Below are 22,253 nucleotides of genomic sequence, written 5' to 3'. Positions count from 1 at the left end.
TTTTTTAATAGTCCATTGATTTAACATTTTCTCCTTCTACCAACTGGTATACTCCTGCAATAACGATTTGTTCTCCGGGTTTCAACCCTTCGGATACGAGCACTTGCGCTTCTCCTGTAGGGGCGTTGACTACTACTTTTCGTTTGTGCACTTTGTTGCCTTCGACTACCCAGACGTACATGTTATTACCGTCACTTTCACCGAAAACAGCGCTGAGCGGTATGATCGTCCAACTCTCCTGTACCAGCGGACCTACATCGGCTGTGAAACGGATACTGCAAGTGAAACCGGGTTTTACGGCATACAAATCCCGGTCGAAAGAGGGATCGTCAATAGTAATGCTAACCGGAATACCAGTTCCTTCGGTTGATATGTCCAGATATTCCTCCAGTCTCGCCTTGAACACATGACCCTTGAAGGTATCAAACTCTACAAGGAAACGGGGATCTTTGGCACGAAGGAGATAAAGATAGACATCCGGTATGGTAAATTTAATACGCAGGTTCTGGGTGTTGACCAGTTGTACGATCCCTTCTCCTGAATTGACACGCTGATAATTCTCTACCAGACGTTTTTCGATAGAGCCGTCGAAAGGAGCTGTCAGTTTGGTATCACGCATGTTGTTGGTGGACAGTTCGTACTCCGATTTCGCTTTCTGGTAATTGGAAAGACTAATTTCATATTCCTGCACAGAGATCGCTTGCCGGGAGAGCAGGCGCTTGTTACGCTCTACTTGTGCAGAAGCCGTTTCGTAAGCGGATTTGGTGGCAGCATACTGCAACGCGATATCTCTGGGATCGATAGATGCAATCAGCTGCCCCTTCTTTACTTTCTCTCCTTCGATAACAGGCAAGTTGATGATCTGTCCACTGACACGGAATGCCAGCTTGACGTACTCCACTGCTTCTACAATGCCGGAGAAATCTTTTCTGATCACTGACCTTGACTCGACAATGGTTGTTTTTACAGGTCGGGTGGCGGGTACCGTCGTCTCTTTCTTTTGCCCACAGCCTTCCAATAGGATGGCTGCAAGTGCAATCACATAGATATTTTTCATAAGTCGTTCATTGTTTGGGGAGTAAACAATTTGACACTTGACTATGTTCAGCAAAGAATGGTTTATTAGAAATGTGAAATTAGTATCAACATTAAAGGAAAATGATTGTTTATAGATAAAAAATGCATTTTCTGTTGATTTTATCAGAGATTATTCCCACTTTTGCACCGCACTAGTATTACAGTCGCGGAATGCGATATGAGAATTTAATTCTCGAATTTGAGCTACGAGCATGTGGGAATATGCTCGTGGCTTCCTTAGATATACGGTTCTGTCCCCCGTGTGGAGCGTTAATGCGCCCACTGTATCTCATCCCTCGTGGACTGTAATATGTAGTGCAACGGGTCAGCAGGACCGTCTTTTTTTCCTGCCGAATATTATATATGATAATAGGAAGTATTTTTCCTGAATAGTACTATTTAACAATCGATAATTTTCAGGAAATTAGATGATATAATGGTATGGTATATTCCCTTAACTATACCATTTTTATATTACCTGGTAATAGTTCCCCTTAGCCAGTTAATATACGGACCGCACTACTCTGTGAAGAATGGTACGGTCCTTTAGTTTGTATATAGGGGCTGAATTTTAAAAGTTGTCAGCGAAAGTCTTTCAATTCTTCCTGCAGTTTCTGACGTGTGAAGAATATGCGACTTTTTACGGTGCCTAACGGAAGGTTTAGCTTTTCTGCTATTTCACGATATTTGAATCCTGAAACGTGCATAGCAAAGGGTATTCTGTATTCTTTGGGTAATGCATTGACTACCCGATGCATTTCTTTCAGGTCGTATGTTTTCTCCGTGCTTTCAAAACCTGCATCTTGCGGCAAATTCAAGTGATAAAGATTGTCGGTACGGTCGATGAATGTCTGGTCGCGAACTACTTTGCGGTAGTTGTTGATAAAGATATTGCGCATGATGGTATACATCCATCCTTTGAAATTTGTATCAGGCGTATATTTCTCTTCATTATCCAATGCTTTTAATGATGTTTCCTGCAACAAGTCGTTTGCTTCTTCGCGGTCGGTTGTTAGCTTGTATGCGAAGCGTAGTAATTCGTCCTGTACTCCTACTAAATCTTTTCTGAAGCTTAAACTTTTCATATGCGTTGCTTTTTAATTTGTGAGTATTCGTTGTAAATATTTTGATGATGCAAGTTTACAGGAATTTTTAAAAAGTGACGGGGGAGATATTGACGGATTTTCACCTAAAATCTATCCACGGATAGTTTTTAGGTCCTATTTGATAGTTTTTAGGTGGTCTGGTGGGAGCTTTTATGGAAGTCTTTATTTCTTAGCTTTGCAAGAATAAGAACTGATTGAAACGAAAAAGAGGAAATTTCCTGCTGGAAATCTCCTCTTTTTTCATCTTAACGAAAGATTGAATTATTTCTTCTTACGGTCACCGTAACGGCTCATGAACTTATCAACACGACCTGCAGTATCTACCAATGTAGATTTACCTGTATAGAACGGGTGAGAAGTGTTTGAGATTTCAATCTTCAGCAACGGATAAGTTTCACCTTCGAATTCGATGGTTTCTTTAGTTGCTACAGTTGATTTAGACAAAAACATGTCACCATTGGACATATCTTTGAATACTACCGGACGGTATGATTCTGGATGAAGGCCTTTTTTCATTTCAGTATCTGTTTTTTTAATTTATATTCTGTTACTATTTTGGTAAGAAATAGTGTAATGGTCATTTTCAGAGCGCAAAGATAGTACATTTCTCTGAAATAGAAAAAGCTTTGCTGAAAAAACTTCCGTGAATTATACTGTTTTTATGAATTATGTGATTTCCGGGAACAAGATTACTACTGCTTTTTATTGATAATACATGTTTTTATAATGATTGTATAATATATAAAGGTATGTATAATCAGAGGATGAAGATAACTGTCTTTTAGTCGTTTATTTGCTAGGTGGACATTACAATCTAATGTCAGACCTGCTTGTCGATGAATATTTGCTGATTGATTTAAACCTTTTTCTATTATATTTTTCTTTCCGATGTTCGTTATTCGGTGGATAATGCTTACTTTTGCGTAGAATTTTTATTCACTAACAATAAACTTTAAACAAAATGGTTAATTACAAAGACTTAGGATTGGTAAACACTAGAGACATGTTTGCTAAGGCTATTAAGGGTGGATACGCTATCCCAGCATTCAACTTCAACAATATGGAACAGATGCAGGCTATCATCAAGGCTGCAGTAGAAACAAAATCTCCGGTGATTCTTCAGGTTTCTAAAGGTGCTCGTCAGTATGCTAACGCTACTTTGTTGCGTTACATGGCTCAGGGTGCTGTAGAATACGCAAAAGAATTAGGTTGCGCACATCCTGAAATCGTTCTTCACCTTGACCACGGAGATACTTTTGAAACTTGCAAATCTTGCATCGATTCAGGTTTCTCTTCAGTTATGATCGACGGTTCTCATCTTCCTTATGAAGAAAACGTTGCTTTGACTAAGAAGGTTGTTGAATACGCTCATCAGTTCGACGTAACAGTGGAAGGTGAACTTGGTGTATTGGCAGGTGTAGAAGATGAAGTTTCTTCTGACCACCACACATATACTGACCCTGAAGAAGTGATTGATTTCGCTACTCGTACAGGTTGCGATTCATTGGCTATCTCTATCGGTACTTCTCACGGTGCTTACAAATTTACTCCGGAACAATGTCACATTGACCCGGCTACCGGTCGTATGGTTCCTCCTCCATTGGCTTTCGAAGTATTGGATGCTGTAATGGAAAAACTTCCGGGATTCCCTATCGTACTTCACGGATCATCTTCAGTTCCTGAAGAAGAAGTGGAAACGATCAACAAATATGGTGGTGCTTTGAAAGCTGCTATTGGTATTCCTGAAGAAGAATTGCGTAAAGCTGCTAAGTCTGCTGTTTGCAAAATCAACATCGACTCAGACTCTCGTCTGGCTATGACTGCTGCTATCCGTAAGACTTTCGCTGAAAAACCGGCTGAATTCGACCCACGTAAGTATCTGGGTCCGGCTCGTGACAACATGGAAAAACTGTACAAGCACAAAATCCTTAACGTGCTGGGTTCTGACAATAAGTTGGCTGAATAATCAGAGATTATCCTTATATAATAGAAAGGCTGCAATCGTTTGACGGTTGCAGCCTTTTTTATGCTTTCACTTGTTTATTCCGTTTTTTTAGCGGGTACATTTCCTCCCAAAAAGAAATCTTCTATCTTTTGTTTACTTTGAATGTCTTTCAGCCAGTTGGCAGCAGCATTGTAGTAATTCTTAGTGTCTAAGACGAGTTCACCTCTTTCGTTTAGTTTCGCTTCTTCTTCCTTCTCTTCCTTCGGACGTGTTTTTAAGAATGTTTCCAGGCAGCGTTCGGTGTTTTTCTTATCTTTCAGCGAATAGAAATAGATGAATGCCATATCATACAATAACTTATGATTTTGCTTGTCGTATTTCCGATAACGTTCTCTGATAGATTCAATCTGCTCTTTGGGCATCTCTGCCATTTTGTAGCAGTCGGTCATGCCTATATAGAGCCGCGTCATGTTACTGTCTTTAGGAATGCTCAGGTCAATTGCCTTCTCAAGATACTCTACACCTGACTTTTTCCATGAAGTCTTGGCGCAGGCACGCCCGAGATAATAGAGTAGATTTACGTTTTCAGGATCATATTTTCGGGCGGCTTCCAGAAAGTCATGTGCTTCGTAGTATTTCTCTTCCGCATAATAACTGATGCCCAGATAATAGCAGGTATGGAAGGAGCTGTCGCCTTGACTCACCAGATATTCATAACGTTGAATGGCAGTGGGATAATCCTTATTCAGGCAATATGCCAGTGCATTCTGGCGATTAACGGCGACATTGGTCGTGTCAATCCGGCGATATTTTTCTGTAGCTTCGATTGCTTCATCGAAATAAGAGCCGGCTATATTCAATGCGCCGAGTTTGGCAGCAGCAAGATAGTCGTCGGGATATTTTTCTTGTATATTATAGTAGCAACCTGTAGCAGGCAAAAATTCTTCCATACCTTCGAAACTTTGCGCTTGCAGATGCAAGGCAATGGCGGAACTGTCTTTTTCTGTCATCAGGCTACTTTCTCCTAAAGCTTCTTGAAATTTCTGCAAAGATAATAATAACCCGATGTATTGAATACGTACATATTTATTTTCCGGATTCAGATCGAGTGCTTGCTCATAATATTTTAGTGCTTGTTGATTCTTGGCTAATGACCGGCAGCATTCGGCTGCCTCAATGTATGCACGGGTATTGGCTGTATCGTTGGCTATGATTTCCTGATAAGTGGAAAGTGCTTCCGCGTTCAGTCCAAGTCCCCGTTGTGCTTTACCTTTTTGCAAGAGTAGGGGAATGGTGGTTTTTTCTTTGGCGATGAGAATGAGTGCTGTCTCATAATCGTAGTCTGCTATTGCTTCCTGAATATGATTTATACGTTGCGCCATCAATATGGTGGTGGTACAAAGGAGGGTGAGAAGAATAATCCGTTTCATAAATCTTTATTTTAGTGTGTCGTAACAAAGACGCAAGATGCTAAAAAATATTGTAATTACGAATTATTCGTAGCGTTTTTGGAATAGATTAACGGAATGATAAGAGAAGATAACACAGTGAAACTCAGAATAAAGGATTGTATACCGTATAAAAAATGCGGATATTGCCGTTTTATATGCAATATCCGCATCCAGTATTTTGTCCCGGTCTCCGAATGGAAACCCGGCAGGACTATCTTGCTTCCTTACATTAAGAATCCTAACAGGATACCGGCGGCAACAGCTGAACCGATTACACCTGCTACGTTCGGACCCATAGCATGCATCAACAAGTAGTTGGTAGGATCGTATTCCAGACCGATAACTTGTGAGATACGTGCAGAGTCGGGAACAGCAGATACACCTGCGTTACCGATCAACGGATTGATCTTATTATCTTTCTTGAGGAAGATGTTGAATATCTTAACGAACAACACGCCTGAAGCGGTAGCAATGATAAATGACAATGCACCCAGAGCAAAGATCTTGATAGAATCGAGTGTCAGGAACTCAGATGCCTGAGTAGAAGCACCTACTGTCAAACCTAATAAGATAGTGATCGTATCAATCAACGGACCGCTGGCTGTATTGGCCAGACGACGGGTTACACCACTTTCTTTCAACAGGTTACCGAAGAACAGCATACCCAACAGAGGCAGACCGGAAGGAACCAGGAAGCAAGTCAGCAACAGACCGATAATCGGGAAAATCACTTTCTCTGTGTGAGAAACGGCACGTGGCGGTCTCATGCGGATCACACGTTCGTGTTTGGTGGTGAGCAGACGCATGATAGGTGGCTGTATCACCGGAACTAACGCCATATAAGAGTAGGCGGATACCGCAATGGCTCCCATTAAGTTAGGTGCAAGTTTGGACGAAAGGAAGATGGCCGTCGGACCGTCTGCACCACCGATGATACCAATAGCACCGGCTTGCATCGGGTCAAAGCCCATTTCCAATGCGATCATATATGCACCGAAGATACCAAACTGAGCAGCTGCACCGATCAGCATCAACTTCGGATTGGAGATCAGTGCCGAGAAGTCAGTCATAGCACCGATGCCCAAGAAGATGAGCGGCGGATACCAGCCGGATGTTACTCCCTGATACAATATGTTCAATACAGAACCTTCTTCATATATACCGACTTTTAGTCCGGCATCCATATTGAAAGGTATGTTACCGATCAGGATACCGAATCCGATAGGAATTAACAACATCGGTTCGAACTCTTTGGCTATAGCCAAATAGATGAAGAACAAACCAACGAGGAGCATCACGACATGCCCAATTGTCGCATTGGCAAATCCCGTATAAGTCCAGAAGTCGGCAAGGTTATTTCCTAAAAAGTTAATAAAATCTCCCATATTATTCAATAATTACGAGGTCATTACCTTCAAGAACAGAATCTCCCTTGTTGACATTGATGGCAGTCACTTTGCCGTCTTTGTCTGCATTGATATTGTTTTCCATTTTCATGGCTTCCAATATAATGATAGTTTGGCCTTTCTTCACTGTATCACCTACATTTACTTTGATGTCAAGGATAACGCCTGGCAGTGGGGACTTGACACCCGATTTGCCGGTAGAAGGAGCTGCTGGTTTCACTACTTGGGTAGTCGGTGCAGCCGGTGAGTTAGGTAAAGGACGCACTACTGCCGGTTTGGGAGTCGTTTTCGGTTGTTTCTCCATTTCTACTTTGTAATGCGTACCGTTCACTTCTACATGAGCGATATTATCTTCAATATCTCCGATGGTTACTTTATATGAGTTACCGTTGATTTTATATTTATATTCTTTCATCGTTTTATCTTTTTAGGGAATGATTTACTTTCTGTTAGGATTTTCACGCAAGGTGTAAATCTTCGAGCTCCACGGTGAATAACTGCGTTTCACGCGAGTGATGGTCAGTACCGTTTCTTCTACATCGTGCACCTCATCCTGCATCTCGTGTAGCGCCATAGAAATTGCAGCATAAACTTCACCCGGAGCTTGTGAAAGCTCTTTCGCCTCGACTTTGTCGATGCCTTTAGCCTTCATCGCATTGCGTTTGCTCAAATTGACCGCAACCTTACCTACAACTTTGAAAGCAATGAAGAGAAGAATCAATCCGCAAAATACTACACTCATGGCCGAAATAGACATACCAATGCCGGCAGAGTCATGTTCTTCGAATTTTTCCATCTTAGCATTGCTGTTAAGAGTCTTATTGTTGGTGCTCGGGGTTACATATTTATCACTGCTTCCACCTTTCACTTCCCAGTCAGCTACTCCGTCGCTTACGCGTGCGTAAGATTGGTCAGGTCCCAGTGCATTTGCCGGAACTACGATCTGGTCAATTATATTTCTGCCGGAATCAAAAAGACCGATCCAGTTGGCTGTTTCAGGATTCAGTTTGAAGCTGGTGTGGAAAGTACCACGATTGGGCTCGCCATCTGCCCAAAACAGAGCGTGTTGGCGTGGTTTCACCAAAGTTAGTACATCACCTTTCGGGATAAAATAGGTAATTGTATCACCCGGCTGACTGCTCACCTTCAGCAAGCAACCTGCCAAGTCTGCACTACCGTATGATCTGTTGAATATTTCAATCCATGCACTGTGCAAACCGTAGTCATCCTGAAAGTTATTTTGATTGTCTATCAGGACTTCGTTCAGCATTAGCTTATTGTTTGACTTTTGCTCACCGCAGGAAGTCAATCCAATCAGCAACAGTAAAGAAAAGAATATTCCGATTTTGGTTTTGTTCATAATCGTTCTTGTTTTAATGTGAAAAGTTAGATTACAACGGAATATTACCATGTTTCTTTGCTGGGTTAGACAGTTTCTTTGTCTGTAACTGCTGCAAAGCACGGATAACACGGAAACGAGTGTTACGTGGTTCGATTACATCATCAATGTAACCATATTTGGCAGCATTATAAGGGTTAGCAAACAGTTTTGTATATTCTGCTTCTTTTTCGGCAAGGAACTGAGCCGGATTTTCCTGTTCTTTTGCTTCACGTGCGTACAATACTTCTACTGCGCCGGCACCACCCATTACAGCGATTTCTGCTGTCGGCCATGCATAGTTCATATCACCACGAAGTTGTTTACAACTCATTACGATGTGAGAACCACCATAGGATTTACGCAATGTGATAGTTACTTTAGGTACAGTAGCTTCGCCATAAGCATACAGCAACTTAGCACCATGAAGAATAACGCCATTGTATTCCTGGCCTGTTCCCGGAAGGAATCCCGGTACGTCTACCAGCGATACGATAGGAATATTGAAAGCATCGCAAAAACGAACGAAGCGTGCGCCTTTACGGGATGCGTTACTGTCAAGTACACCGGCAAGATACTTAGGCTGATTAGCCACGATACCTACCGACTGGCCGTTGAAACGGGCAAAACCGATAATAATATTTTTGGCGTAATCTTTCTGGATTTCCAGGAATTCACCATTGTCCACGATAGCGCTGATTACTTCGTACATGTCATACGGTTTGTTAGGACTATCAGGAATAATATCGTTCAGAGAATCTTCCAGACGATCGATTGGATCTGTGCAATCCACGTATGGAGCTTCTTCAAGATTATTTTGAGGAATATAGCTTAGCAATGTGCGGATCAATGCCAGACCTTCTTCTTCTGTTTTTGCAGTGAAATGAGTAACGCCCGATTTGGTAGAGTGAACGCTTGCTCCGCCGAGGTTTTCCTGGCTTACGTCCTCACCGGTAACAGTTTTCACTACTTTCGGACCTGTAAGGAACATGTAGGAAGTACCTTCCATCATCAGTGTGAAGTCAGTCAGTGCCGGAGAATAAACGGCACCACCGGCACAAGGACCAAAGATACCGGAAATCTGTGGAATGACACCCGAAGCAAGGATATTGCGCTGGAAGATTTCTGCGTAACCTGCCAAAGCGTTAATACCTTCCTGGATACGTGCACCACCCGAGTCGTTGATACCGATACAAGGAGCACCCATCTTCATTGCCTGATCCATAATCTTACAGATCTTCAGTGACATAGTTTCCGACAGTGAACCTGCAGTAACGGTAAAGTCCTGTGCAAAAAGATATACGAGACGACCTTCGATAGTACCGCAACCGGTAACTACACCATCACCCGGATAGTGTTTTTTCTCCATGCCGAAGTTCGTGCATCTGTGCTCAACGAACATGTCCATTTCTTCGAAGCTACCCTCATCCAACAGCATGGCTATACGCTCACGCGCTGTGTATTTCCCTTTTTCATGTTGCTTCGCAATTGCTTTTTCGCCGCCTCCGATGCGTGCAACGGCACGGCGTTCAATAAGCTCTTTAATTTTTTCAAGTTGATTACTCATGAGTTCTTGTTGTTTTTTTAGAGTTTATGATTAGTGTTCGCAGAGTTCTGTCAGCACACCCAGTGTTGATTTCGGGTGAAGGAAAGCGATATTCAGACCTTCGGCACCTTTACGGGGAGCCTTGTCAATCAGGCGGATTTCTTTGCTTTCTGCTTCTGCCAAAGCATTAGCTACGCCATCTTCTACGGCAAATGCTACGTGATGAACACCTACACCTTTGTTTTCAATAAATTTGGCAATGGTACTTTCGGGGCAAGTCGGTTCCAACAATTCGATTTTTGTTTCACCTACCTTTAAAAAAGCGGTTCTTACTTTTTGATCTTCTACTGTCTCGATGTTGTAACATTTCAGACCTAATACGTTCTCGTAGTAAGGAAGGGCTTCTTCGATGCTTTTAACAGCAATGCCCAGATGCTCAATGTGTGAAATCTTCATAACTATATTTTTTATATGGTTTAATTATGTGCTTATATGGCATAAAACAGCACAAAGAAAGACATTTCTTGTCTAATAAAGAAATATTTCAGCATTTAATTATTGGGGAATAAAGCATAAAAAATGCTCCGGATGGATGCTAAAGATGGGTTTTGTAATCTTGAGATTACATTTAGACATAAAATTTGACCAAAAGATTATTCAGCCATGTCCAGCTGATGCGGAACCAACGGCGGGTACTACTTTGTTTGCCTCCGAATCGGAGCACAAAATCGCGATAACCGTGCTTGCGGAAAGGAAGTCCTACATCCATAAACTCCATGTGGCGGAATCCCCGTTCATGGGCATCTTCAAGTGCTTTCCACACGGCCAGTATGCCGGGCGATTGCAGTGCGTATGTCTTTCGCATTCCTCCCGAAAACCAGATAAAGGCATTGTCTCCGGAGTATATGCAGACGGAACCACCGATAATTTTTTCTTTGTATTTTACTATGAATATTTTTGCCTGTTTGCCTTTGATAAGCATGCTGTTCATATGGCGGAAAAAGTCATTGGCAGGGAAGTATCTCCGTATCCGTGAAGAATAAACCTTGTGCAACATTCGAGAGAATTCCTTAATTTCTTCCACCGTATGAGCTTCTTCTACTTTCGCTCCGTTTTTGAGTCCCTTTTTGATTTGCCGGATACGAGACGGGCTGAAACGATCTTCTGCTTTCTGTGTACTGTGCAGAGAATTGCGGACACGCAGCCAGTTGACCGGGAAAAAGTCGTTCTTCCGAAAAAAACGATAGCCGAACATTGAATTATCCAGATTGCGAAATTCAATAAGAATACAGGTGCGCGACGCTTCCTGAGTAAGATGTTCCAGCATTTCACCGAAAATTTCTTCTTCTTTCTCTTTACTTGCCGGGAGAGAGTTGTTCAGAAATTCGCCTGCACCATATACTACACATTGTTTGACAAGGGAGGAGGGGAGCCACTTTTTGGTCTTGCGTATGGCAGCAAGCAGACGTGCCACCGGTCTGCCTTCTTCTGTCGCCACTATCAGCAGTGGAGTGTACCCTGGAGTCGATTCATAGATCTGAAACAACTCCTTGGAATGGAATGTGTTATTCCCCGGTAAGTCGGGAATATCTTTTCCGCGGTAATATGTCGTTAGTTTAAGTGGCATCCAATTACAAATTTACACTTTTTATTCTTCATTCAACAAAAAAAAAGAGATTTTGTTGGTTTACCCTAAAGTTTGTCTTTTTGTTCTCTTCATATATTTGAGGAAAAAAGGAGTTGGAAAAGCGAATTTTCGTATTATTGCCATCTTTTTGTGAGTACAGAAGTAAAATGGAAACGTCTATGTAAAAGATTTACTCTAATTGTATTTTACTAAACAAAGAAAATTAATATTAACTTTAAATTAAGACGAATGAGAGAGAATGCATTTGTTGAAGCTTGGAAGACACAGCATAGACGCGTTTCCATGATTTTGGGGTTGACTTTATTGTGTGCCCCCTCTGCCATATCTGCTTATGCAGAAAATGGAGTGAATGATACTACCGTGCAAGCCGTCATGCAAACAAAGACTGTGAAAGGAACTGTCTTGGATGAAAATGGAGAACCGTTGATTGGTGTTTCTATTGTGGTGAAAGGTACGAGCACAGGTACAATTACTGATTTTGATGGTAAATTTTCGATTAATCTTCCGGCTGGAAGTAAAGAATTGGTTGTTTCTTATATAGGATATAAAGAGCAAACTGTTGCAGTGACCGGAAATGCACCGCTGAATCTAAAGATGGTGCCAGATACACAAGCTTTGGATGAGGTCGTAGTTATTGGTTATGGTGCAGTGAAGAAACGTGATTTGACAGGTGCTGTGGCTTCTGTAAAATCGGAAGATATTACCATGAATCCGGGAGTGAATCCGATGGATGCGTTGCAAGGTAAAATTGCAGGTCTGGACATCACTAATTCTTCCGGTCAGGCGGGTTCGTCACCAACAGTTCAGTTGCGTGGTACCCGTTCTTTACAGTTGGATGATGATGGTAATATTTCTTCCAGTGCATTCAAACCGACTTATATTATTGATGGCATGCCGGGTGATATTGCTACATTGAATCCCAATGATATTGAATCTATTGAAGTATTGAAAGATGCTTCTTCTACCGCTATCTACGGTTCAAGTGGTGCAAATGGTGTTATTATTGTGACAACAAAAGGAGCTAAGAGTGGAAAGCCGGTCATCAATTTCAATGCTTATGCCGGAACTACTTTGGGTGCCCGAGTTCCTAAAATGCGTACAGGTGACTCATATCTTAATTATATAAAAGATTCATATAAGCCTGTCGGTACTACGAATGAGGAAGAAATTTTTGGTGAAAGATATGATGCTATCAAAAATAACCAATGGGTAAATTGGGGAGATGAAGTTTTACATTCAGGTTTGAAGCAGAACTATAGTATTTCTGTAGCAGGGGGGACTGAGAAGACGAAAGCTTATTTCTCACTGAACTACACTGATGAGAAGAGTATGTACGAAAATGATAACTACAAAGTATACTCTACCCGTGTCCGTATAGATCAGGAAATCAATAAGTGGATTAATGCCGGTATTAATGTTCAGGCATCTTTCTCCAACAAGAATTCGCGGAATGCGGTTTTAGAAAGAGCGTTGTTCTCTACACCTTTGGGCGTTCCTTACAATGAAGATGGTTCTATCACAGAATTCCCGATTCCCGGTTCATCATCAGACCCGAATCCATTGGCAGATGAACAGGATGGGGTTTATAAGAACAATACAAAAGCAGGAAAGGCGTACGTTGACGCTTATCTTGAATGGAAACCGGTAAAAGGTTTATCTGTTAAGTCTCAACTTGGTGGCAGTTATTCTCAATCCCGTTCAGGTAAATTTATGGGAGAAGGTTCTTATAATGTGTTGAAAGGTAGTACGGTTGCGTATGGTGAAGCTACCAATAAGACAGGTTATAATTATAAATGGGAAAATATCGTTGCTTACCACAATACTTTTAATAAAGATCATGACCTGACTGTGACAGGTGTTACCTCCTGGAATTATAATCAGAGTGAGGAGTATTATGTCTATGGTGAGAATCCGGCAACGAATGATATGTTGTGGTATGCATTACAGAATGCTGATAATAAGAAACTGAGCAGCAAATATCTGATGTCCAAAGGAATGGGCTTTATCGGACGTGTCAATTACTCATATAAAGGTAAATACTTGTTCTCTGCTTCCGGTCGTTATGAAGCAGATTCTCGTTTGTCAAAGGACAACAGATGGAATCTGTTCCCTGCTGTTTCCGTAGGCTGGAGAATTTCAGATGAAGCATTCATGGCTGGAACAAAGAACTGGCTGGATAACTTGAAATTGCGTGTCGGTTATGGTGTTGCCGGAACTACTGCCGGTATCGCTGAGTATAGCTCAATGGCATCTTTGGAAAATGTAACTACTTCTTTGGGTGGTATGACTGTTCCGTCAGCTAAATTTACGGAATATATTACTAACCGCAATCTAACTTGGGAAAAGACCCATGACTTGAATATTGGTATTGATGCCAGCTTTCTAAATAATCGTATTGATCTGACATTGGATTTATATAAGACAAAGACAACGGATGTTATTCTTTCGCAAGCATTGCCAACTTCTATTATGGGTAATTATAACGGCAGTATTCCTTATAAAATGAATAAGAATGCTGCTGAAACAGAAAATCGTGGTATTGAAATGGCTCTTAATACCCGCAATATTGTGAAGAAGGACTTCACTTGGAGTTCAACAGTGACATTTACTGCTAACAAAGAAAAAATAAAATCTTTGATTGATGGGCAGGATATGATGTTCAATGCAAAGAAGGGGGACATGGTGTTTAAAGTAGGTGAGGGAGTCGGTTCTTTCTATAAATATAAGGTACTTGGTATTTGGCAGTATAGCGAAAAAGAAACTGCCGCTTTGTTCGGGTGCGAACCGGGTGATATTAAGCTGGATTTACCTAGTGTGAAAAAAGACGGAAATGGTTACTACTATATGAATCCTGAAGGAGAGCGCGTTGATATTACTGCAGAAAACCCCTACAGTGTGCGTGCGGATTATGACCGTCAGGTAATAGGACGTAATACTCCGGACTGGACGCTGGGTTTCAAAAACAACTTCAGGTACAAAGACTTTGATTTGTCTATCTTCCTTTACGCACGTTGGGGACAGATGATGAACTATGGTAGTGTAATAGGTAAATATTCACCTAATCCGGATTATAACATTCCTACTTATTTTACTTACTATGATAAGACAATCGAGGCAGATCAGAATGTTTTGTTCTATGCTATTGACCAGACTAAGGATAGAAGTGCGTATGAGGGATATGATTCTATGTATTATGTGGATGGTTCATTCTTTAAACTGAAAAACGTAACATTAGGCTATACGCTGCCTGGTAAACTTACAAAACGTTTTGGTATCAGTAACTTGAGAATTTATGCGACAATGACCAATCTGTTTACTTATTCGCCAAGCAAATATGTGAAGAATTACGACCCGGAAATGAACGGCAGCATTAACTTCCCATTGTCTCGTGATTGCATATTTGGTCTTAATTTAACTTTCTAAAAAATAGCAATATGAAAAAGATATATAGTTTAGTTCTACTTGTTGCCGGAGTTTTTTCTTGGGGCTCTTGCAGTCTTGATGAAGTGAACCCCAACAACTCGGGGCAGTTCTCCGATGGTTCTTATACATTGGAAACTTATAAGGCATTTACTAACTCGTGTTATACAGCCTTGATCAATAATATCTATCAAAGTAGTGATTACCTGGTTTGTACCGAAGCGGGTACTGATATTTGGGAAGAACCGAAATCGGGTTCCAGTTATCAACGTTACCATAGTTATAACGGCATGAAAACCGATGATAGCTATTATTATAAAGTGTGGCAATATTCTTATCTGTGCATTAATAGCTGTAATATTGTAATTGATGGAGCAGAGAATGTAACAGGAGATGAGAATGATATCAAAGAATGTGTGGCACAGGCCAGATGTCTGCGTGCTTACTATTATATGAATCTTGTGGAACAGTTTGGCAATATCGATTTGCAGTTGAAAGCTGCTGACAGTGAGAATATTTCTTTTGCGGCTCATCGTTCCACCGTCCCCGAAATTTATGCTGCTATTATCGAAGACTTGAAATTTGCCGTAGAGAATTTACCCGTAAGTTTCAGTGACTACTATAGTCGTGTTACGAAGAAATCGGCTATGGGATTATTGGCCCGTGCATACATTAATGGTGCCGGCTATGATTTGAAAGATACCGATGGAGTCAGCTTTCTGGAAAAAGCTTATGATACAGCAACAACCATGATTAATAACAAAGCGACTTATGAGTGGTATATGCATCCCACCTTTGCCGATGTATTCAATGAGAATAATAATCGTGACAATAAAGAAGCCTTGTTTATTGCTGCGGGTGCTGAAAGAAATTCAGATGCTTACACTAATGGTAACTACTCACAGAGTGAAATGTTCCGTCATTTCTTACCTTCTTTAGGAACGTATACGGATTTGGGATTGGTAGACAAAACTTCAAACTTTGTTTATGGTCGTCCTAATAGTAATATCTTCTTGCCTTCCAAATACCTGATGGACTGTTTTGCGGCTGATATGAATGACACTCGTTTTCGTTATTCATTTATCTCTGCTTACTCGTCTTATTCCATACCGGCATGGGGGGCCACTTATGAGTATGGAGGTTCTGTGTGTGCTAAAGAAATCACAAGCACGCTTGCTACTAAGTTTGGTATTCCGGCATCTAATATAGGCAAGAAAGTGTATCCTCATTTTAATTTAGAATCCAATAGTACAAATGACGCTAATTACTGTCAGTTGGCTATCTGGAATACAGATGGAACAACTAAAACTACTCAGGAGAAAACAGAAGGTAACATCCTTCATCCTGCCCTGCCTTTAGATCCGGCTGAGGCTCATCAATATGCCATTTATTGTTCTTTGAAGACTTTGACAGAAGAGGAAAAAACTCAATATCCGGGCTTGGTTCTTAATGTATATGACTTATATGATGAGAATGGTACGGCACGTGCTACTTATGATAAACCTAGTACGGGTAGTTCATTGTGGTTGTCTATCTATCCGGCTCTTTCAAAGTTCAATATGCCGGGTAATAAATTTGTAGGTGCAAATGTTCAGAAAAAAACGATTGATGTGATGATAATGCGTATGGCAGAGGTTTACCTGATTGCAGCCGAAGCGTCTGTTCGTCTGAATAAGGGAGATGCTGCAGGATATATCAATGTACTCCGTACGCGTGCCGGTGCCGGTACTGTAAGTGAGTCACAGGTTGACCTGAATTATGTTTTCGATGAGTATGCCCGTGAGCTTTGCGGTGAGTGTTCCCGTTGGTATTTGCTGAAACGTAACGGAGCTTTTGAAACTCGCTTGGCTAGCTACAACAAACGTGCTGCTGAAAGCTTTAAGAAAGATTTCTATCTGCGTCCTATTCCTACCAAGTATCTGGAGGCTATTAATAATCCGGCAGAGTTTGGTCAGAATCCTGGTTATTAGTCTATTACTTAATAATCGATTATAAATAATAAAGCCGGACAGGAATTATTCCTGTCCGGCTTTATTATTTATGCATACTTTTTCTTATTTTTGCGTATCAACAAAACATTTCTAAAAGCGTTACGATTATGTTAGATGAAATACTTGCTTATAACAAACAGTTCGTTGAGAACAAAGGATATGAAAAGTATATTACCAATAAATATCCTGATAAAAAAATAGCGATCTTATCTTGTATGGATACCCGTTTGACAGCATTGCTTCCTGCTGCACTGGGCATTAAAAACGGAGACGTGAAAATGATCAAAAATGCGGGAGGTGTTATTTCCCATCCTTTCGGCAGCGTCATTCGTAGTTTACTGGTTGGCATCTTTGAGCTGGGTGTGGAAGAAATAATGGTGATTGCTCATTCAGACTGTGGTGCATGCCATATGCATAGCGAAGAAATGCTCGAAAAAATGAAGGCGCGTGGCATTAAAGCTGATTATATTGATATGATGCGTTTCTGTGGAGTCGATTTTCACAGTTGGCTGGATGGGTTTGAAGATACCGAAAAGTCTGTAAGGGGTACTGTCGATTTTATCGTACGCCATCCTTTGATTCCGTCAGACGTGAAGGTTTATGGATTTATTATAGATTCTACTACCGGAGAATTAACTCGTATTGTATAGGAAAGTTATTGTTCTGGTTCCGTTGAAAGTGGCCTGTGATTATGGTGACGCTATCCTGTTGTGATACCGTCACTATAAGCGTCGGATAGCGTCACTATGTCTGCCTCATAGCGTCACTATCCTGAGTACAAAAAAATAAGGCAGCTTTTTATCGGCTGCCTTTATCTTTCTGCGATTATATACTTTCTTTGACTCATGTACTCGTTTGTAACAAACGGGGTGCCCGTGTTCTTTAATTTCTGCCTCACGGCTGGCTTTACGATTCGCTTTAATGTAATCGTCTTGTGTAATTCGTTTTTTCATAATGAATATATTTCTCAGTGCAAAGATACAATTTCATTTCTGATTACGGTTGGTTTGCGTTATCTTTGCATACATAAATTAAATGAAAACGGAAATAATATGGAAAATTTCAGTGAACTGATAAAGAATCGCCGTAGTATGCGCAAATTTACTGATGAGGAGTTGACTCAGGATGAGGTCGTAGCTTTGATGAAGGCTGCCTTGATGTCACCTAGCTCCAAGCGCAGTAATAGCTGGCAGTTTGTAGTAGTCGATGATAAAGAAATGCTGAAAGAACTGTCTCATTGCAAGGAACAGGCCTCTTCTTTCATCGCAGACGCTGCTTTGGCTATTGTCGTGATGGCAGATCCGTTGGCGAGTGATGTCTGGATTGAAGATGCTTCTATTGCTTCCATCATGATACAGTTGCAGGCGGAAGATTTAGGATTGGGCAGCTGCTGGGTGCAGGTTCGCGAGCGTTTCACCGCAACAGGAATGCCTTCAGATGAATTTATTCATGGAATTCTGGATATTCCTTTACAGCTTCAGATTCTTTCCGTAATTGCTATCGGGCATAAAGGGATGGAACGTAAACCATTCAACGAAGAACATCTCCAATGGGAGAAAATTCATATCAATAAGTTCGGAGGAAAATAACGATGGGAGCTGTCAAAGCCAATAATAATAAAGATACTTATAAGGCAACTGCCGTCACCTTTATTGTCATCGGAACTCTTTTTCTGATCAATAAACTACTTCCTTTCGCCTCTATCGGTTTGTCTTGGGTGATGAATAAGGACAATTTATTGTTGTATGCCTCTATTTGTTTTTTGATATTCAAACGCGATAAGTCGGTTGGTTTTGTGCTGTTGGGACTTTGGTTGGTGATGAATATCGGTCTGGTGATGTCATTGCTGGGTTCATTGTCCGGCTATCTGTTGCCACTGGCATTATTGATCATCGGAATTATTTTATTTTGGGTCTCAAAACGTTGAAGAAACAATGAAAAGAAGTATAGAAGATACACCTATTGTGTTTCTCGGTGCCGGAAATCTGGCGACTAATCTGGCAAAAGCACTTTACAGGAAAGGATTCCGTATTGTGCAGGTATACAGTCGGACAGAGGAATCGGCACGTACCCTGGCCGATGAGGTAGAAGCAGAATATATTACCGACTTAAAGGAGGTTTCGAAAGAAGCAAGATTATATATTATTTCATTGAAAGATGCCGCTTTCGTAGAACTTTTGCCTCAAATAACTGAAGGGAAACAACATGCACTGTTGGTACATACAGCAGGCAGTATCCCGATGAACATTTGGGAAGGTTATGCGGAGCGTTACGGAGTATTTTATCCCATGCAGACATTTAGCAAACAACGGGCGGTTGACTTTCGGGAAGTACCTTTCTTTATTGAGGCCAAAAGGCCGGAGGACGTCGAATTGTTGAAAGCTGTTGCCGGTACGCTCTCTGAAAAGGTGTACGAAGCCGATTCCGAGCAGCGCAGGAGCCTTCATCTGGCTGCGGTCTTTACTTGTAACTTTACGAATCACATGTATGCCCTCGCTGCCGAACTGCTGGAAAAGTATCATTTGCCTTTTGATGTGATGCTTCCTCTGATTGACGAGACGGCACGTAAAGTACATGAACTGCCTCCTTGTGATGCGCAGACCGGACCGGCTGTACGTTACGACGAGAATGTGATCAATAAACATCTTTCTATGCTGGAAGACACTCCGGCATTGCAGGAAATTTATAAATTAATGAGTAAAAGTATCCATGAGCACCATCAATTATGATCTATCCCGTATCAAAGCGCTGGCTTTTGATGTGGACGGGGTCCTGAGTTCGACAACAGTTCCGCTGCATCCTTCCGGAGAACCGATGCGTACAGTAAATATCAAAGACGGCTATGCCATCCAACTGGCGGTAAAGAAAGGGCTTCATATTGCTATCATTACCGGTGGGAGGACAGAAGCGGTACGTATCCGTTTTGCAGCATTAGGAGTAAAGGATTTGTATATGGGCTCTGCCGTTAAAATCCATGATTACCGTGACTTCCGTGATAAATACGGCTTGTCTGATGACGAAATACTCTATATGGGTGATGATGTACCAGATATGGAAGTGATGTGTGAGTGCGGGCTGCCTTGTTGTCCTAAAGATGCTGTTCCGGAGGTAAAGTCGGTTGCAAAGTATATATCTTATGCAGATGGCGGTCGTGGTTGCGGTCGTGATGTGGTGGAGCAAGTGTTGAAAGCTCATGGTAAATGGATGGCAGAAGATGCCTTCGGTTGGTAAATAACTAAATTGTAACTGAAAACATGCTTGAAAATTTAGATAAGTATCAGATTATATTAGCCTCCAACTCTCCCCGTCGGAAAGAATTGATGTCAGGCTTGGGGGTAGACTATGTGGTCAGAACATTGCCGGATGTGGACGAATCATATCCTGCCGATCTGTCCGGCGCTGAGATACCGGCATATATTTCCCGTGAAAAGGCAGACGCTTACCGGGCCATTATGCAACCGGGAGAACTGCTGATTACGGCAGATACCATTGTCTGGCTGGATGGAAAAGTACTTGGAAAGCCGGAAGGCAGGGAAGGAGCCGTTGAAATGCTTCGTTCTTTATCCGGTAAATCGCATCAGGTTTTTACCGGCGTTTGTCTCACGACCACTGAATGGCAGAAGAGTTTTACAGCTGCATCTGATGTGGAATTTGATGCCTTGTCCGAAGAAGAAATTCAGTATTATGTGGATAAGTATCAGCCTATGGATAAAGCGGGAGCTTATGGGGTGCAGGAATGGATCGGATATATAGGGGTAAAGTCTATTTCCGGCAGCTTCTACAATATAATGGGACTCCCCATACAGAAATTATATAAGGAACTCAAAGATTTATAGCTGTATACATCTAATGTATTGTTATTATTACTTTTGCGCAACTATAGCATTTCTAATTTAATTTGCTATATTTGCGCAAATGTTTTACGAACGTTTTACGAAAAACGAAATTTGAAAATAACTGTTTTACAACGATGCCTACAGTAAAGATTATAGTTCTTAAACATCAAAAAAGAGAAGATAATACTTGGAATGTCAAGATTAGAATTACGCATGATAGGAAGTCTGCTTATATTGCAACTTCTCATTATGTTGGTATTGATCTGATTAATAAAAAGACTTTCGAGTTGAAAGAACGAAATAATCCTATTTATGATCAGTTAATGATAGACGTCCTAAAAATCAGGGAGGAGCTATCCAAGTTAGGACACACGATAGAACTGTATTCTGCAAAGGGATTGTGTGAGTTGATGAAGGAGAAACTTGCGAATAAACCTGATGGGGTGAATTTTTTTGATTTTGGCTATTCTTTTGCTGAGAAGATGCTGAAAGAAGGTAAGAGAACTGGGGAAAACTATCGTATTGCTGTGCATAAGTTTGAGGAATTTATAGGCAACAGGAATTTACAGTTTTCTGATATAACTTCATCCGTATTGATGAAGTATGATGAATATTTGAGAGGTTTGCATTCAAAACGTGGTATCGGGAACATTTCTGATTCGGGAGTCCGGTTGTATACTTCTAAAATACAGGCTATATTTAATAGGGCTAAATTGGAGTATAATGATGAAGATTTAGGAGTCATACGTATTGCTAACAATCCATTTGCAAAATATAAGATTCCGAAAAATCCAATAACTAGAAAGCGTTCGTTAACCGTTGAACAAATACGGGCAATAAAATCTTATCGTGTTCCCGATAATATGACGGGAGTAATGCTAGCTAGAGATGTGTTTATTATGTCTTTTATCATGGTTGGAATGAACTCTGTAGATATGTACTATGTGGGTGTGCCTAATAATGGACGATTAGAATATGAACGTAGAAAAACTATGAACAGACGTGATGACCGGGCTTTTATCTCAATTAAGGTTGAACCTGAGTTATTGCCGTATTTAGAGAGATATAAAGATTCATTAGGAGATCGTGCGTTTAACTTTTTTGTAAGATATTCTACACATAAACAGTTTGTTCATAAGGTTAATGCTCATTTGAAAAAAGTAGGAGATGAATTAGGAATACCAGATTTGACTCTTTATGCAGCGCGCCATTCATGGGCTACTATTGCCCGAAATGATTGTGGTATATCTTTGGATGATGTCGCCATGTGTTTGAATCATAAATCGGGTCATGATGTCACCGACACCTATATAAAGAAAGATTGGAGTATTATAGATCGTAATAATAGAAAAGTTATAGATTACGTATTGGGAGAATAAAAATAGCCCGTTTTTTAGACGGGCTAATTTTAATGAGTGGTATATTTTCTACTTCCATTGTGGTGAATAT

Annotated in this window: 21 protein-coding genes; 10 read left to right on the top strand and 11 right to left on the bottom strand. The window is 41.0% G+C overall.

All coding sequences use genetic code 11. From position 1 onward, the window contains the following. Positions 1–4 precede the first annotated feature (4 nt). The 3 genes from HMPREF2794_RS14265 to HMPREF2794_RS14255 all read right to left on the bottom strand — a co-directional run bounded on the left by HMPREF2794_RS14265 (position 5) and on the right by HMPREF2794_RS14255 (position 2,699). Positions 5–1,057, bottom strand: coding sequence for an efflux RND transporter periplasmic adaptor subunit (locus tag HMPREF2794_RS14265; RefSeq protein WP_055270201.1), 1,053 nt, complete (start codon positions 1,055–1,057; stop codon positions 5–7). A gap of 601 nt (positions 1,058–1,658) precedes the next feature. Further along, positions 1,659–2,162, bottom strand: coding sequence for an RNA polymerase sigma factor (locus HMPREF2794_RS14260; protein WP_070751744.1), 504 nt, complete (start codon positions 2,160–2,162; stop codon positions 1,659–1,661). Between the two features lie 282 nt (positions 2,163–2,444). Beyond that, positions 2,445–2,699, bottom strand: a complete 255-nt coding sequence (locus HMPREF2794_RS14255) for a type B 50S ribosomal protein L31 (protein WP_005678397.1) — start codon at positions 2,697–2,699, stop codon at positions 2,445–2,447. Between the two features lie 445 nt (positions 2,700–3,144). Between HMPREF2794_RS14255 and HMPREF2794_RS14250 the strand changes: the two genes are divergently transcribed. Then, the gene (locus tag HMPREF2794_RS14250) at positions 3,145–4,149 is read left to right on the top strand and encodes a class II fructose-bisphosphate aldolase (RefSeq protein WP_010538923.1); all 1,005 of its coding nucleotides are present in this window, start codon (positions 3,145–3,147) and stop codon (positions 4,147–4,149) included. Positions 4,150–4,223: 74 nt separating this feature from the next. On the opposite strand, the gene HMPREF2794_RS14245 is transcribed toward HMPREF2794_RS14250, so the two are convergent. From HMPREF2794_RS14245 to HMPREF2794_RS14215, 7 genes are all read right to left on the bottom strand, one after another. Continuing rightward, positions 4,224–5,558: a tetratricopeptide repeat protein gene (locus tag HMPREF2794_RS14245; protein ID WP_055270199.1), complete on the bottom strand. Its 1,335-nt coding sequence runs from the start codon at positions 5,556–5,558 to the stop codon at positions 4,224–4,226. 245 nt (positions 5,559–5,803) lie between these two features. Next, on the bottom strand, positions 5,804–6,964 hold the full coding sequence (locus tag HMPREF2794_RS14240) for a sodium ion-translocating decarboxylase subunit beta (protein ID WP_010538921.1): 1,161 nt from the start codon (positions 6,962–6,964) through the stop codon (positions 5,804–5,806). 1 nt (position 6,965) lies between these two features. Further along, positions 6,966–7,400 carry an acetyl-CoA carboxylase biotin carboxyl carrier protein gene (locus HMPREF2794_RS14235; RefSeq protein WP_010538920.1) on the bottom strand — a complete coding sequence of 145 codons (435 nt, stop codon included), beginning with the start codon at positions 7,398–7,400 and terminating at the stop codon, positions 6,966–6,968. A 24-nt stretch (positions 7,401–7,424) separates the two neighbouring features. Continuing rightward, positions 7,425–8,345, bottom strand: a complete 921-nt coding sequence (locus HMPREF2794_RS14230) for an OadG family transporter subunit (RefSeq protein WP_010538919.1) — start codon at positions 8,343–8,345, stop codon at positions 7,425–7,427. A 31-nt stretch (positions 8,346–8,376) separates the two neighbouring features. Further along, positions 8,377–9,930, bottom strand: a complete 1,554-nt coding sequence (locus HMPREF2794_RS14225) for an acyl-CoA carboxylase subunit beta (RefSeq protein WP_010538918.1) — start codon at positions 9,928–9,930, stop codon at positions 8,377–8,379. Positions 9,931–9,960: 30 nt separating this feature from the next. Then, the gene (mce, locus tag HMPREF2794_RS14220) at positions 9,961–10,365 is read right to left on the bottom strand and encodes a methylmalonyl-CoA epimerase (protein ID WP_010538917.1); all 405 of its coding nucleotides are present in this window, start codon (positions 10,363–10,365) and stop codon (positions 9,961–9,963) included. Positions 10,366–10,537: 172 nt separating this feature from the next. After that, a complete protein-coding gene (locus HMPREF2794_RS14215) occupies positions 10,538–11,536 on the bottom strand; it encodes a GNAT family N-acetyltransferase (protein WP_022301441.1) in 999 nt (332 codons plus the stop codon). A gap of 249 nt (positions 11,537–11,785) precedes the next feature. Here HMPREF2794_RS14215 and HMPREF2794_RS14210 point away from each other — a divergent pair, with 249 nt between their 5' ends. The 3 genes from HMPREF2794_RS14210 to HMPREF2794_RS14200 all read left to right on the top strand — a co-directional run bounded on the left by HMPREF2794_RS14210 (position 11,786) and on the right by HMPREF2794_RS14200 (position 17,618). Beyond that, positions 11,786–14,980 carry a SusC/RagA family TonB-linked outer membrane protein gene (locus HMPREF2794_RS14210; protein WP_022301440.1) on the top strand — a complete coding sequence of 1,065 codons (3,195 nt, stop codon included), beginning with the start codon at positions 11,786–11,788 and terminating at the stop codon, positions 14,978–14,980. Positions 14,981–14,991: 11 nt separating this feature from the next. After that, positions 14,992–16,947, top strand: coding sequence for a RagB/SusD family nutrient uptake outer membrane protein (locus HMPREF2794_RS14205; RefSeq protein WP_070751743.1), 1,956 nt, complete (start codon positions 14,992–14,994; stop codon positions 16,945–16,947). A 128-nt stretch (positions 16,948–17,075) separates the two neighbouring features. Next, positions 17,076–17,618 (top strand): beta-class carbonic anhydrase, encoded by a 543-nt coding sequence (locus HMPREF2794_RS14200; RefSeq protein WP_010538913.1) that lies wholly within the window; start codon positions 17,076–17,078, stop codon positions 17,616–17,618. Positions 17,619–17,723: 105 nt separating this feature from the next. Here the strand turns inward: HMPREF2794_RS14200 and HMPREF2794_RS14195 are convergent, their stop codons facing one another. Then, positions 17,724–17,921, bottom strand: coding sequence for a hypothetical protein (locus HMPREF2794_RS14195; protein ID WP_070751742.1), 198 nt, complete (start codon positions 17,919–17,921; stop codon positions 17,724–17,726). A 99-nt stretch (positions 17,922–18,020) separates the two neighbouring features. On the opposite strand from HMPREF2794_RS14195, the gene HMPREF2794_RS14190 reads away from it, so the two are divergent. The 6 genes from HMPREF2794_RS14190 to HMPREF2794_RS14165 all read left to right on the top strand — a co-directional run bounded on the left by HMPREF2794_RS14190 (position 18,021) and on the right by HMPREF2794_RS14165 (position 22,183). Further along, positions 18,021–18,557, top strand: a complete 537-nt coding sequence (locus HMPREF2794_RS14190; protein WP_010538911.1) for a nitroreductase family protein — start codon at positions 18,021–18,023, stop codon at positions 18,555–18,557. Between the two features lie 2 nt (positions 18,558–18,559). Then, positions 18,560–18,895 (top strand): hypothetical protein, encoded by a 336-nt coding sequence (locus tag HMPREF2794_RS14185; RefSeq protein WP_010538910.1) that lies wholly within the window; start codon positions 18,560–18,562, stop codon positions 18,893–18,895. A gap of 7 nt (positions 18,896–18,902) precedes the next feature. Further along, positions 18,903–19,697 (top strand): Rossmann-like and DUF2520 domain-containing protein, encoded by a 795-nt coding sequence (locus tag HMPREF2794_RS14180; protein ID WP_010538909.1) that lies wholly within the window; start codon positions 18,903–18,905, stop codon positions 19,695–19,697. Beyond that, positions 19,678–20,199 carry a KdsC family phosphatase gene (locus tag HMPREF2794_RS14175; RefSeq protein ID WP_010538908.1) on the top strand — a complete coding sequence of 174 codons (522 nt, stop codon included), beginning with the start codon at positions 19,678–19,680 and terminating at the stop codon, positions 20,197–20,199. The genes HMPREF2794_RS14180 and HMPREF2794_RS14175 overlap by 20 nt, the downstream gene beginning before the upstream one ends. Positions 20,200–20,222: 23 nt before the next feature. Further along, complete coding sequence (locus tag HMPREF2794_RS14170) at positions 20,223–20,804, top strand: Maf-like protein (protein WP_070751741.1); 582 nt, start codon at positions 20,223–20,225, stop codon at positions 20,802–20,804. A 134-nt stretch (positions 20,805–20,938) separates the two neighbouring features. Next, positions 20,939–22,183 carry a tyrosine-type recombinase/integrase gene (locus tag HMPREF2794_RS14165; RefSeq protein WP_070751740.1) on the top strand — a complete coding sequence of 415 codons (1,245 nt, stop codon included), beginning with the start codon at positions 20,939–20,941 and terminating at the stop codon, positions 22,181–22,183. The last annotated feature ends 70 nt before the right edge of the window (positions 22,184–22,253 follow it).

This window comes from Bacteroides sp. HMSC067B03 (assembly GCF_001811315.1).
Taxonomy (GTDB): Bacteria; Bacteroidota; Bacteroidia; order Bacteroidales; family Bacteroidaceae; genus Bacteroides; species Bacteroides faecis.
This window is presented reverse-complemented; position numbering and strand designations above follow the sequence as displayed.